Here is a 14,111-nt window from a genome sequence, read left to right as displayed (position 1 = left end):
AGGAAGCAACGTGAAAATTAAAAAACAAAATATATACATTACTATGCTTTATACGATGGTTACCGCCTACATGTTGGGGCCGATGCTGTCGTATAAACTGGGGATTCCGCGTATCGACAATCCGCTGACCCTCTTACTGGTGCCTGCCACCCTGCTGATTTTTTTCATAGAAAACAAAACATTCAACAGCAAGGCAGGACTCATGCTGGTGGCTGTCGGGCTGATGACCGGCTGGAGCGCGATCCACCTGCTCATCACGCCGATGGATTCGGTCAGGGTCATGGATAGCTTTTTCTTCCTGTCTGTTGCCGGCTTGTTTTATCTGCTGTATCTGATTTTGAACCGACACGAAAACCCCTTGCGCTTCATACGCAGGCTGTTGATTTTCTTTTGCGCCTTTATCATTATCCCGCCCGTTATCGAAGTATTGACCGGCACACAGTTTGTCAACTCAGACGAAATTTTGGCGATTGAAGCCGGCGTTATTAAAGGCTTTTTCTTCAACCCCAACAACTTGGGTACGACCGCACTCTGCTTCGCCCCTGCCGTTTTGATATTTTTCAATATCGGTGTCAGCAAAAGAGAACATCTGTTCGGCTGGATTTTGTTTTTGAGTTTGGGTGCGATTATTTTTGCCAGTGCGTCACGCACGGCGACGATGTGTTACATCATTTTGTTCTTATTGAACCTGATTTACCGCAATAACGGACTGTTCTCCCTGCTGACCGTCGGCGTCGCAGGCGCGGTTTTGTCGATGATTCCGAAGCAATACATTGCCGACTTTCTGCTTTCGATGCACGGCAACGTCTTTTTGGAAAACATTTCTTCCCGCCTGTATTTGTTCCTGTTCAACTTGGAGAGTGACAACTCGGTCGGTTACCGCCAAGAAATTTATAACTACTTCTGGAGCAATCCGCCGCTTTTGCTTTACGGCTACGGCCCTAAAAACTTTCAGGAATACTTCGGCGGGCATTTGAGCGACAGCCTCGGTTTTGAAAACCCGCACAGCTTCATCATCGAACTGTATTTGGGCTTCGGCATCATTTCCTTAATCGGCTTCATCTGCTACATCATTTGGTATGCAATGAACGTCTTTTTAAGCCAAAACCTGCGAAACAAACAAAAAGCCATCGGCTTGGCGGCAATCGGCCTGTTTATTTTGGCGGGCTTCATCCCGTCCACCATTTTGCGTCTGCCCTTCATCTGGCTGCCCTGCTTTTTGATTTTCTTGTACAGCGTCCTGCCGCAGCGCGATGCAACTTACAACGCGTACCGATATACCCCTTGATAGAAAACACGCTATGAAAAAAATTGTTTTGACTACTTCCATGTCCGGCCTCGGCGGCACTGAAAACGCGACCTTCCGCTTAGGACGGTTGCTCAGGCAGCGCGGCCACGAGGTCGTCCTTGCCTCTTCCGATGGCCCGCTCATCAAAGAAGCCCAAGCCTTGGGCATCCAATGGCGTCCGATTGATTTTTATCAGGGCGGCATCTTGGGCTACATCAAAGGCATGTTCGCCTACATGAAGATGTTGAAACAAGAAAAACCCGACATCATCCACTGCCAAATGGCGCGTATCGTTCCCGCCTGTGCCATCGCGGCGAAAATCTCTTCGCCGAAAACCAAAGTGTTCTACCACGCGCGCGGTTTGGATGCCGAAACTTATCCGAAAATCGCCAAACTTTTCGACAAACTGGGTGTATACATCATCGGCAACTGCAGGCACGAACAGGAAAAACTCATCCGCCACGGCTTCCCCGCCAACCGCATCACCTACACCTACAACGCCCTGCACAAAGCCGATTACGTTCCTGAAAAAACCGCCAAAGACTACGTCATGCTCGGCACGCTGTCGCGCTTGGATACCGTCCGCGCTGTGCATGTGATGCTGGACATCTTTAAGAAAATGGTCGACCGCAATATGCCCGTGCGCCTGAACGTAGCAGGCATAGGCGAGGAGATGGACAATCTGAAATCGCAAGCAAAACGACTGGGCATAGACGACAAAGTTACCTTCCTCGGCGGCGTGCGCGATTTGACCGGCTATTTCAAAGACGTGGATATTTTGGTGAACACGCCGCACTGCATCGGCGACCACGGCGCAGGCGTCGGCAACAACATCCTTGAAGCCGGCCTCTACGACACGCCCGTCGTGACCTACAACATGGGCGGCATTTCCGAAATGGTCATTACCGGCGAAACCGGATACTGTTTCCCCTTCGGCGAAGACGAAGCCTTTATCGAAGCCGTCGATCAACTCATCAAGCAGCCCGAGTTACGCGAAAAGATGGGCAAAGCCCTGCATAAACACGTTGAGACCTTGTGTTCCGATGATGAAATCTATCGCACCACAATGGCCGCTTACGATATGTGAGGTCGTCTGAAAATATGAACATCACTATCGTCGCCCCCTACTGTTCGCTGCCGTCCGAGCCGCATTTCAACCGCTTCTGGTATCTCGCCGAACTGTTGTCGCAGTCTCATGATGTATTGCTGATTACCAGCAATTTCAAACACTACGACAAATCTTTCAGACGACCTGAAGATGCCGAATCTGCTTCGCAAGGTCGTCTGAAAGTCATGCTGTTGGAAGAGAGCGGCTACGGAAAAAACGTCTCGCTGGACCGCGTCAAAAGCCATCATGTGTTCGTCAAAAATTTTGAGCAATGGCTGAACAACTGCCGTCCGGGCGAACAAGACGTCGTCTTTTCCGCCTATCCGCTGATCGCCACCAACCTGCTTTTGGGCGAACACAAAGCGCGTTTGGGCTACAAGCTGATTATCGACGTGCAGGACGTATGGCCGGAGTCCTTCTCCTCAGTCGTGCCGTTTTTGAAAAAAATCCCGCACAACCTGCTCCCCTTCTCCTCCCGCGCCAACCGTGCCTACCGCTACGCCGATGCGCTGGTCGCCGTGTCGCAGACCTACCTCGACCGCGCCAAAGAAGCCAATCCGAACGTACCCAGCGAAGTCGTCTATATCGGCGCGGATTTTCCGAAACTCGATGCTGCGCCGGCAAAAGACTTCGGCGACGACAAAACCCGCTTCTTCTACTTGGGTACGCTCAGTTACAGCTATGACGTGGAAACCGTGTGCAAAGGCGTTCGGAAACTGTTGGACGGCGGCGAAAATGTAGAGCTGCACATCATGGGCGGCGGCCCCGATTTGGACAGGCTCAAACAATATGCCTGCGAGGGTATTAAGTTTTACGGTTACATCCCCTACGCCGAAATGATGTCGGTCGCCAAAGGCTGCGACATCTCCGTCAACGCCATCCATTCCTACGCCATGCAGTCGATCACCAACAAACTGTCCGACTATATGGCATTGCAAAAACCGATTTTAAACAGCCAGGTCAATGACGAAGTTGCCGAAGTCCTCACCCTGCTGCCGCATGCGGACTACCGTTCCGGTGATGTGGACAGCTTCGTCCAAGCCGCCAAAGACATTCTGGCGCGCAAAAACGACCCCGTTCAATCCGACGAAATCGTCCGCCGCTTCAAGCGCGACGTGGCGTATCAAAAAATCGTCAACCTGATTGAAAGATTAGCCCATGAGTAAATTCTTCAAACGCCTGTTTGACATCATCGCCTCCGCCTCAGGACTGATTTTCCTCTCGCCCGTATTTTTGATTTTGATATACCTCATCCGCAAAAACTTGGGCGAACCGGTATTCTTCACCCAAGAGCGGCCGGGCAAAGACGGCAAACCGTTCAAAATGATCAAATTCCGCTCCATGCGCGATGCGGTCGACAAAGACGGTAACCCGCTGCCCGACAGCGAGCGGCTGACCCCTTTCGGCAAAAAACTGCGCGCGACGAGCTTGGACGAACTTCCAGAGCTTTGGAACGTTCTAAAAGGAGAGATGAGCCTGGTCGGCCCAAGACCGCTGTTGATGAGCTACCTGCCGCTTTACAACGAATTTCAAAACCGCCGCCACGAAATGAGGCCCGGCGTAACCGGTTGGGCGCAGGTCAACGGGCGCAACGCGCTTTCGTGGGACGAAAAGTTCGCACACGATATTTGGTATATCGACCATTACAGTTTTTGGCTGGATATGAAAATCCTGTTTCTGACAGTCAAAAAAGTCTTTATCAAAGAAGGTATTTCGGCTGAGGGAGAAGCCACCATGCCCTATTTCACAGGAAATGACACTGATGCGAAAAAATAACGTACTTATCCTTTCCGCGGGAAGGCGCGTTGAATTGGTACAGGATTTTCAAACCGAAGCTGCCAAGTTTTCAGACGACGTCAAGATTTTGACGACGGATTTGGTGCCGCGTATGTCCTCCGCCTGCCACGTTTCGGACGGTTCGTTTGAAGTGCCGCTGATTAGCGCCGATTCATATATCGACAGCATTTTCGATCTGGCGGTACGCGAAAACATCGGTTTAATCATCCCGACCATAGACACCGAACTGCAAAAGTTGGCAGACGAGCGCGAACGCTTCGAAGCGGCAGGCATCCACATCGTCGTTTCCGACTCGGACTTCATCGCGCAATGCCGCGACAAACGGAAAACTGCCAGTTTGTTTGCCCGCTACGGCATACGCTCGCCCGAAATTTACGACCGCGAGAAGCTGGTTTTCCCTTGCTTCGCCAAACCCTACGACGGCAGCCGCGCCATCGGTGCTAAACGGATCGACACGCCAGCCTGCCTGACGCCTGAAATCGTGGACGACCCCAAGCTGATGTTCTGCGAGCTTATCGACATCGAAAACGAATTTTCCGAATTTACCGTCGATATGTATTACGACCATGAAGGTCGTCTGAAATGCGCCATCCCGCGAAAACGCTTGGAAGTACGCTCCGGCGAAGTCAGCAAAGGCGTTACCCGCAAAAACAGCCTCTACCAAACGCTGCTGGAAAAAATGGCGGTATTGGAAGGCGCGCGCGGCTGCATTACGGCGCAGTTCTTCTGCAACGAAGAAACCGGCGAATTCTACGGCGTGGAAATCAACCCCCGCTTCGGCGGCGGCTTCCCGCTGACGTATGCCGCAGGCGGCAATTACCCGGGCTGGCTGATGCACGAATACTTCCGCAACGAAGAAATTCCGTTTTCAGACGACTGGGAAAACAACCTCATCATGCTGCGCTACGATGCCAAGGTCTTAGTTCATGAAAACGATTAATCCCGAAACCGCCGTCATTGTCTTCGACTTGGACGATACGCTGTACTCGGAATACGAATACAAACTCTCCGGCATCCGTGCAATCGTCGATACCGTTACCACCCTGTATCCCGATTGGGATTCAGACGACCTATGGCGCAGTATCGACCCCGACGGCAAAGACTGGCTGGACAAGTTGTGCCGCCACTGCGGTTTCAACGAATCGGAAAAACAGGTTCTTCTGTGGCAATACCGGCTGCACCGCCCGACGCTGACGCCGTATGCCCCGCATGATTTCCTGTCCGAGCTGACCGCGCCCTTCGCCGCACGCGCGCTGATTACCGACGGCAGAAGCCTGACCCAACGCTTGAAACTGGAAGCCTTGGGGCTGTATTCCCTGTTTGACGACATCCTCGTCTCCGAAGCCTGCGCTTCGGAAAAGCCCGACGGCAAACGCTTCCGCTATTTACAAGACAAATATGCCGAAAAGGCAGACTGTTTCATCTACATCGGCGACAACCTTTCCAAAGACTTCATCGCGCCGAACGCTTTGGGCTGGATCACCATAGGGCTGCATCCGTCCGAGCACAATATTCACCACCACTTACCCGAAAACTTTAACAAAGAACACCATCCCGATGCGTGGATCAGCTCCCTGCAAGATTTGGCGCAGCTGATTGCCCCTTCGGACTGTTCAACAAAATCACACATTAGCTGATAAAACAAAAAGGACTCTTACATGACAAAAATATTATTCATGGGACGTAAACGGCTTTCCGCCAACCTGCTCCGGCTCTTATCTTCACAAAACGGCATCGAAATCGTCGGTGTACTGACCGACAGCCACCTGCAAGGCTCGCCGACGGCCGCCGCCGCCAAAGAATTGGGCTTGCCGCTCTACACTTTCGACACTGCCTTGGAAGCAATGAAAGAAGGTCGTCTGAAATACGACTTGGGCTTGTCCGTACTCTACTGGCGCAAACTGCGCGACGAATTCCTGACCGTCCCGCGCTTGGGTACGATCAACTTCCACCCGGCCCTGTTACCCGAATACAAAGGCACAGGCGGCTACAACCTCGCCATCATGGACGAATTGTCCGAATGGGGCAGCACCGCCCACTACGTCGATGCCTCCATCGACACCGGCGAAATCATCGAAGTGGACCGCTTCCCCATTGATTCTTCTGCCGAAACCGCCCAATCGCTCGAACGCAAAACCATGCAGGCATTGGAGCCGTTTGCACAACGCATTATCGCCCGCGCCGTCGAAGCGCAAGCCAAACTGCCGACTACGCCCAACATCGGTGGTCGTTACGTCAGCCGCGACGAAATGGAAGCCATGAAGCAAATCCGCGACGGCGACGACGTCGAGAAAAAAATCCGCGCCTTCTGGTTCCCGCCTTACGACGGTGCATACGTCGAAATCAACGGTCAAAAATACACCTTGATCAACCGCCAACTGCTGGAAGAAGTCGCCCCCAAAGACTCCACCAGCCTTTTCGCAGGAAAAGCCAATGCTTAACACATCCCTCTCCCCGTGGCCGAGCTTCACCCAAGAAGAAGCCGATGCCGTTTCCAAAGTCCTGCTGTCCAACAAAGTCAACTATTGGACGGGCAGCGAATGCCGCGAATTTGAAAAAGAATTCGCCGCCTTCGCCGGCACGCAATACGCCGTTGCCCTCTCCAACGGTACACTGGCGCTTGATGTCGCGCTTAAAGCAATGGGCATAAGCGCAGGCGACGACGTCATCGTTACCTCGCGCACCTTCCTCGCCTCCGCTTCCTGCATCGTTACCGCCGGCGCAAACCCCGTGTTCGCCGACGTGGATTTGAACAGCCAAAACATCAGCGCCGAAACCATCAAAGCCGCGCTGACGCCGAATACCAAAGCCATCATCGTCGTCCACCTTGCCGGTATGCCCGCCGAAATGGACGACATCATGGACTTGGCAAAAGAACATGATTTGTGGGTTATCGAAGACTGCGCCCAAGCGCACGGCGCGAAATACAAAGGCAAATCCGTCGGCTCCATCGGACACGTCGGCGCATGGTCGTTCTGCCAAGACAAAATCATGACCACCGGCGGCGAAGGCGGCATGGTCACCACCAACGACAAAGAGCTGTGGAGCAAAATGTGGTCGTACAAAGACCACGGCAAAAGCTATGACGCCGTGTACCACCGCGAACACGCCCCCGGCTTCCGCTGGCTGCACGAAAGCTTCGGCACCAACTGGCGCATGATGGAAATGCAGGCAGTCATCGGCCGCATCCAGCTCAAACGTATGCCCGAATGGACGGCACGCCGCCAAGTGCACGCCGCCAAGCTGGCAGAAAGCCTGGGCAAATTCAAAAGCATCCGTCTGATTGAAGTCGCCGACTACATCGAACACGCGCAATACAAGTTCTATGCCTTCGTCAAACCCGAACACCTCAAAGAAGGCTGGACGCGCGACCGCATCGTGAACGAACTGAACGCGCGCAAAGTCCCCTGCTATCAAGGCAGCTGCTCCGAAGTCTATTTGGAAAAAGCCTTCGACAACACGCCGTGGCGGCCGAAAGAGCGGCTGAAAAACGCCGTCGAACTGGGCGACACCAGCCTGATGTTCTTGGTGCATCCGACGCTGACCGACGACGAAATCGCGTTCTGCAAAGAACACATCGAAGCTGTGTTGGCAGAAGCCACAGCATAAAGTACAAACCGCCGCGCCCGTATCATCGGGACGGCGGCGGTTTACCGCTTCAGCCGAATAAAAAAGGGAACCGGCAAGCAGCCGACACATACGGAAAACCAATGCTCCGTAGCAACAAACGTCTTTTCAGACGACCTTTGCATGACCGGGGTCGTCTGAAACCCACCCACAACATTATTCAGAACATACCAAAATGAATTTGGAAACCCTGTTATCCCTGCCCCGCAACGTCAAGAAAACCTTCTTCGTCATCCACGACGTTTTGATGATTTTTATCGCCTTTTGGTTTGCGCAAAGCCTCCGAGTCCAATACTCCGACGAATGGGCAAGCATGGCGAACTGGCTTGCCTTCGGCTCGACCGCCTTTTTGACCATCGCCCTATTTGTCAGACTGGGGCTGTACCGCGCCGTTACCCGCTTCGTCAGCACCCGCGTCCTGACCGCCGCCGCATTCGGCAGCCTGATTTCGGCAGTCTTGTTCTGCCTGACCACTCTGGTTTTCGAACGTAAACTGCACCTCGCCCTGCCCGTCGTTTATTTCTTGCTGCTGGTCGTCTGTATCACCAGTTCGCGCATGATTCTGCGCGCCATCCTGACCGACCGCCACAAAAAACAAATGGTGCCCGTCATCATTTACGGCGCAGGACAATCCGGCCGCCAACTGCTGGAAGCCATCAAACAGGTCAACGAATATTCCGCCGTCGCCTTTGTGGACGACAACCCCAAAATCCGCCGCACCGTCATCTACGACCTGACCGTCTATGGTCCTGAAGACATCCAATCGCTCATCGACCGCTACGGTGTGGAAAAAATCCTGCTCGCCATCCCCAGCTCCACTCAGGAAGAACGCCGCCGCATCATTCAAAGCCTCGAAAAATACAAATGCGAAGTGCTGACCATCCCCGGCATGAAAGACTTGGTGGACGGTAAAATCAAAGTCAGCGCGCTGAAAAAAATCTCTGTCGTCGATTTGCTCGGCCGCGACCCCGTCGCCCCGCGCCCCGAACTCATGGGTGCGGACATTACCGGCAAAACCGTAATGGTAACAGGTGCGGGTGGGTCCATCGGCTCCGAACTCTGCCGCCAAATCCTGAAATGCCGCCCGTCCAAATTACTGCTGTTCGAACTGTCCGAGTTCTCCCTGTACAGCATAGACAAAGAATTGCGCGAAACTCAGGCAGCCGCCGGCAGTCAAATCGAAGTCGTCCCCCTGCTCGGCTCCGTGCAAAACAAAGAACGCCTGATCAGTGTCATGACCGCGTACGGCGTTGAAACCGTCTATCATGCCGCCGCCTACAAACACGTCCCCATGGTCGAGTTCAACACCGTCGAAGGCATACGCAACAACGTCTTCGGCACGCTCTTGTGCGCCCAAGCCGCCGTCGAATCCGGCGTCAGCACCTTCGTGCTTATCTCCACCGACAAAGCCGTGCGCCCGACCAACACCATGGGCGCCAGCAAACGCATGGCGGAACTCTGCCTGCAGGCGCTTGCCGCCGAACCCGGCCAACAGACCCGCTTCTGTATGGTGCGTTTTGGCAACGTTTTAGGCTCCTCCGGCTCCGTCGTCCCCGTGTTTGAAAAACAAATCGCCGAAGGCGGCCCCATCACCCTGACCCATCAAGACATCACCCGCTACTTCATGACCATCCCCGAAGCCGCCCAACTCGTCATTCAAGCAGGCGCGATGGGCAAAGGCGGCGACGTATTCGTGTTGGATATGGGCGAATCTGTTAAAATCATTGACTTAGCCAAACAAATGATTACGCTTAGCGGCCTGAAATTGAAAGATGCCCAACATCCCGACGGCGATATCGAAATTAAAATTACAGGACTGCGTCCGGGTGAAAAACTTTACGAAGAATTGCTCATCGGAGACGAAGTGCAAAAAACCACTCATCCCCGAATTATGACCGCCAGCGAAGTAATGCTGCCATGGGCGCAATTAAATGACATAATTATGCGTATGGACTTAGCGTGCTCAAATTCAGACCAACAAACCCTGCGCGCCCTGCTGCTCGAAGCCCCCGCCGGCTTTAATCCCAAAGACGATATTTGCGATTTGGTTTGGCAGCAGACACATTAAATACCCGACCGATAAAGCAAAACATTCCACAAAAAGGTCGTCTGAAAATTTTCAGACGACCCCGATAAGACTGACAAGGATACCGACATGAAAAAACAGCTTGCCCTCATCAGCCTGTCCCTGATGGCACTGACCGCCTGCAACAGCAGCACCGTCATTCCCGGCTCCACCATCAACACACGCAACAAAACCATCGTTTACGAAAACGGCGAAACCGTAGCAGATACCAAATTCGACAAGCGCGTCGCCATCTATCCGATCACCTTCGGCCTCGTTGAAAAAATGCGCAAACCGCCGGTGTTGTCACAAAACAACGGTGCGCTTGAGCGCAGCAAAGCCGCCTACCGCTACCACATCGGTAAAGGCGACGTATTGAACATCATGGTCTGGGCGCACACCGACCTCAATTCGCCCGTACAACAAAGCAACCCGCAAAACAACCAAGTCAGCCGAGGCGCATGGGTGGACGAAGGCGGCTACATCACCTATCCGCTGGTCGGCAAAATCCAAGCGCAAGGCAAAACCATAGACGAGCTGCAAAACATCCTGACAGGTCGTCTGAAACGCTATCTTAAAAATCCCCAAGTCGCCATCAACGTAACCGAATTCCGCTCGCAACGCGTATCCGTTTCCGGCGCCGTCGGACAAGCAGGACAACTGCCGATTACCAACGTCCCCATGACCATCCTCGATGCCGTCAACCAGGCGGGCGGCGTGGCGCAAAATGCCGACACCCACAACATCAAATGGACACACAACGGCGTTGACCGCACCATCTCCCTGCAAAACATCATGCAGTACGGCGATATGTCGCAAAACCACCTCTTAAGCAACGGCGACATCGTTTACGTTCCGAACAACAGCAACAGCAAAGTGTACGTTATGGGCGAAGTCGGCCGCCAAGCCACCCTGCCTATCGGCAACCACGGCCTGAACCTCACTCAAGCCTTGGGTGAAACCGGCGGCATGAACCAAGCCTTGGCAGACGCCACCGGCGTATTTGTCATCCGCCGCGCGCCCGAAGATGCGGCCAAACCTATCCACATTTACCAACTTAACCTGAAAGACGCGACCGCTTACGCCTTGGGCAGTGACTTCGACCTGCGTCCGAACGACGTTGTTTATGTGACTGCCGCCCCGGTTACCCGTTGGAACCGCGTAGTGTCGCAATTGACCAGCTTCGTCAGCAACGTCAACGCCATCGACAACACGTTCAAATAACCTGACGGCGCCTGACAGCACCTGCTGTCAGGCAAAACGGCAGGCCGGTTATTTATCGTCTGACGACATATAAACAAAACCTTTTCAGACCGACCAAATATCCGACCTCAAACCGTTTTATCATGATTTGACCCTACACAAGAAAAAAATACCGCTTCTCTTATGTTTCAAAATATTTTAGTAGTATGCATGGGAAATATCTGCCGCTCCCCGATAGCGGAGCGTATCTTGCAGAAAAAGCTGCCCGGACACCGTGTCAGTTCGGCCGGCATCAACGCATTGGCGGGAAAAGATGCCGACTTCCAAGCCATTAAAACCGCCCTTAAACACGGCGTAGTCGTTGCCGGACACACCGCCCGCCAACTGACCCCTGAAATGTGCAACGCAGCAGACCTGATTTTGGTGATGGAGCCGGCCCATATCGATATGGTTGCTGACATCCTGCCTTCCGCGCGCGGGAAAACCATCCTGCTCGCCCAATGGCTGCCCAAGAAAAACATACCCGACCCGTTCAAACAAAGCAGCGAAATGTTTGAAGCCGTATTCCAACAAATACAAAGCGCAGCCGAGACTTGGGCTGAAAAATTGAACGGACCAACCCCGGCATAACACTCACTTACGCCGGATTCAATCAATTAAATCCAAACAGAAAGCCTACTGATGTATAAACAATATCCGTCATCAGCATCCTCCAACAACGACGAAATCGATTTCGGCCAACAACTGCACAATCTGTGGCTGCACAAATCCAAAATCGCCACCGCATTGATTGCGGGCGGCTTGCTCGGTGCCGTTTTCAGCTTTGCGTCCACGCCTGTCTACCGCGCCGACGCCATGTTGGAAATCGAAACCAAACAAAACCAGATTCTGACCGAAATCAACAACATGCTTTCCAACGAGCCGGCGCCTTCCGAAGCCGAAATCGAATTGGTCCAATCCCGCATGGTCATAGGCAAAACCGTTGACGAGCTTCAGCTTGATCAAGAAGTCAAAGCCACCTACTTCCCGGTTTTCGGCAACATGATTCACAACCTCAGCGGCAACGACGATCCGATTTTGAAAATCGGTACATTTACCGTTTCCGAAGAATGGATCAACAAACCCTTCAAACTGACCGTCAAAGACAGCAAAAACTATATCCTGACGCTCCCGAACGGTACAGCCAAAGAAGGCCGCGTCGGCACTCCGCTGAAAATCAATAACGAAACCGTTCTGAAAGTCGACCAAATCCTTGCCGAAACAGAGCAGGATTTCGAGTTGACCAAGTTTTCCAAGCTCAGCGCCATCGAAAATATCAAAAACCAACTCTCGGTCATCAGCAAAGGCAAAACCAGCCCCATCATCAACCTTGCCTACACCGATGTTGATCCGAAAAAAACCAGCGCCGTCCTCAACAGCATCGCCGACAACTACGTCGCGCAAAACCGCGAACGCGACATTCAAGTCGCCTCCAGCGGCTTGGCGTTCATCAGCGAAGAATTGCCTCGTCTGAAAGAAACCCTGCAAGAAGCAGAAAACAAACTCAATGCTTACCGCGAACGCGCCGGTTCGCTCGACATTCCGCTTGAGTCCAAAGGCGCGCTTGAAAGCCTGACCAGCATCGAAACCCAAATCACCCTGCTCAAAACCGAAGAAGCAGGCTTGGCGGAACTGTACACTCCGGAACACCCTTCCTATAAAGCCGTTTTGGACAAACTGGCGGTACTCGAACGCGCCAAGAGCAAAATCAACCAGCAAATCGCCGGCCTGCCCAACACCCAACAGGAAGTCATCCGCCTGACCCGCGACGTAGAAACCAACCAAGCGACCTACGTCCAACTCTTGGCGAAACAACAAGAACTCAACATCATGAAAGCCAGCGCGCAAGGCAATGTCCGAGTCGTTGACCATGCCTACACGCCGGAACAACCGATCGCCCCGCGCAAAGCCGTCATTACCGCATTAAGCGCGCTTGCCGCAGGCGCGCTCGCCTCCATGTGGGTCATGCTGCAAGGCCGTATGCGCCGAGGCATCACGTCGTCTGAAGAGATTGAAAACCTCAATCTCGAAGTCGCCGCCCTCGTACCCTACTCCAAAACCCAGCAAAAACGCGACCTGTTGAAACGCAAATTCAAATCCCTGACCGGCCGCTCCAATTATCTGCTGGCAAACGAGGACGCCTCCGATGTCGCCGTCGAAGCCATCCGCGCCCTGCGTACCAACATCTACTTCTCCATGCTGGATGCGCGCAACAATATCCTCATGATTACCGGTGCGGCGCCGGAAGCGGGCAAATCCTTTATTTCCGCCAACCTCGCTACCGTAATGGCACAATCAGGCAAACGCGTATTGCTGATCGATACCGACATGCGTAAAGGCTATTTGGACCAACTGTTCAAACTGACGCCCGAATACGGCTTGGCAGACATCCTTTCCGGCCATGTCTCCCCTGCTAAAGCCGTCTGTGAAACGCAGATTGAAAACCTGCACCTCATCAGCAACGGCGGTTATCCTAAAAATCCGTCCGAGCTGCTGATGGACAGCCGCTTCACAGAATTGCTGGCAAACGCCCAAAAACGTTACGACTATGTGATTATCGACACCCCGCCTGTCCTCGCAGTGACCGACGCAACCATCGTCGGACAACTGGCAGGTACGGTTCTGCTGGTCAGCCGCTACGGCAACACCACCACCAGAGAGCTTGAAATCAGTGCCGACCGTCTGCGTCAGAACAAGATCAATATCAAAGGCGTCATCCTGAACGGCATGAAGCGCGAAGCCAACAGTATGTATGACTACTACGCCTACCACTCTCCGCAGGATGGCAAGAAGCCGGTTAAAAAAGAAGCGCCGGAAAACAAAGCTTAAAGCCGGAAACCAGCTGTTTTCTGCCCCAAAGGTCGTCTGAAACGGAAAAATCAAGTTTCAGACGACCTTTTGTCATGCCTTTCAACAGATGCGATAAAAATCATCTTATTTGAGTTTAAGCAAGATATAGTGGATTAAATTTAAATCAGGACAAG

At 53.1% G+C, this 14,111-nt stretch carries 12 protein-coding genes; all 12 read left to right on the top strand.

Features of this window, described 5'->3' with window-relative positions:
* Nucleotides 1-10: 10 nt before the first annotated feature.
* A complete protein-coding gene (locus HMPREF2726_RS04100) occupies nt 11-1,288 on the top strand; it encodes an O-antigen ligase family protein (protein ID WP_070602288.1) in 1,278 nt (425 codons plus the stop codon).
* 13 nt (nt 1,289-1,301) lie between these two features.
* The gene (locus tag HMPREF2726_RS04095; RefSeq protein ID WP_049223818.1) at nt 1,302-2,375 is read left to right on the top strand and encodes a glycosyltransferase family 4 protein; all 1,074 of its coding nucleotides are present in this window, start codon (nt 1,302-1,304) and stop codon (nt 2,373-2,375) included.
* Between the two features lie 14 nt (nt 2,376-2,389).
* Complete coding sequence (locus HMPREF2726_RS04090; RefSeq protein WP_070602286.1) at nt 2,390-3,562, top strand: glycosyltransferase; 1,173 nt, start codon at nt 2,390-2,392, stop codon at nt 3,560-3,562.
* On the top strand, nt 3,555-4,172 hold the full coding sequence (locus HMPREF2726_RS04085; RefSeq protein ID WP_003769146.1) for a sugar transferase: 618 nt from the start codon (nt 3,555-3,557) through the stop codon (nt 4,170-4,172). Before HMPREF2726_RS04090 ends, HMPREF2726_RS04085 begins: the two co-directional genes overlap by 8 nt.
* Nucleotides 4,159-5,133 (top strand): ATP-grasp domain-containing protein, encoded by a 975-nt coding sequence (locus HMPREF2726_RS04080; protein WP_009310890.1) that lies wholly within the window; start codon nt 4,159-4,161, stop codon nt 5,131-5,133. Before HMPREF2726_RS04085 ends, HMPREF2726_RS04080 begins: the two co-directional genes overlap by 14 nt.
* Nucleotides 5,120-5,830 carry an HAD family hydrolase gene (locus tag HMPREF2726_RS04075; RefSeq protein ID WP_009310889.1) on the top strand — a complete coding sequence of 237 codons (711 nt, stop codon included), beginning with the start codon at nt 5,120-5,122 and terminating at the stop codon, nt 5,828-5,830. The genes HMPREF2726_RS04080 and HMPREF2726_RS04075 overlap by 14 nt, the downstream gene beginning before the upstream one ends.
* A gap of 21 nt (nt 5,831-5,851) precedes the next feature.
* Nucleotides 5,852-6,634, top strand: a complete 783-nt coding sequence (locus HMPREF2726_RS04070; RefSeq protein WP_009310888.1) for a formyltransferase family protein — start codon at nt 5,852-5,854, stop codon at nt 6,632-6,634.
* Nucleotides 6,627-7,802 (top strand): DegT/DnrJ/EryC1/StrS family aminotransferase, encoded by a 1,176-nt coding sequence (locus tag HMPREF2726_RS04065; RefSeq protein ID WP_009310887.1) that lies wholly within the window; start codon nt 6,627-6,629, stop codon nt 7,800-7,802. The genes HMPREF2726_RS04070 and HMPREF2726_RS04065 overlap by 8 nt, the downstream gene beginning before the upstream one ends.
* Before the next feature lie 193 nt (nt 7,803-7,995).
* Nucleotides 7,996-9,888, top strand: a complete 1,893-nt coding sequence (locus tag HMPREF2726_RS04060; protein ID WP_009310886.1) for a polysaccharide biosynthesis protein — start codon at nt 7,996-7,998, stop codon at nt 9,886-9,888.
* 87 nt (nt 9,889-9,975) lie between these two features.
* Nucleotides 9,976-11,109, top strand: a complete 1,134-nt coding sequence (locus tag HMPREF2726_RS04055; protein ID WP_009310885.1) for a polysaccharide export protein — start codon at nt 9,976-9,978, stop codon at nt 11,107-11,109.
* 162 nt (nt 11,110-11,271) lie between these two features.
* Nucleotides 11,272-11,718 carry an arsenate reductase/protein-tyrosine-phosphatase family protein gene (locus HMPREF2726_RS04050; RefSeq protein ID WP_003759455.1) on the top strand — a complete coding sequence of 149 codons (447 nt, stop codon included), beginning with the start codon at nt 11,272-11,274 and terminating at the stop codon, nt 11,716-11,718.
* Between the two features lie 51 nt (nt 11,719-11,769).
* Nucleotides 11,770-13,956, top strand: a complete 2,187-nt coding sequence (locus tag HMPREF2726_RS04045) for a polysaccharide biosynthesis tyrosine autokinase (RefSeq protein ID WP_009310883.1) — start codon at nt 11,770-11,772, stop codon at nt 13,954-13,956.
* The last annotated feature ends 155 nt before the right edge of the window (nt 13,957-14,111 follow it).

The organism is Neisseria sp. HMSC074B07 (assembly GCF_001810355.1).
Classification (GTDB): domain Bacteria; phylum Pseudomonadota; class Gammaproteobacteria; order Burkholderiales; family Neisseriaceae; genus Neisseria.
The sequence above is the reverse complement of the archived record's forward strand: the minus strand, read 5'-3'. Positions and strand labels throughout refer to the sequence as shown.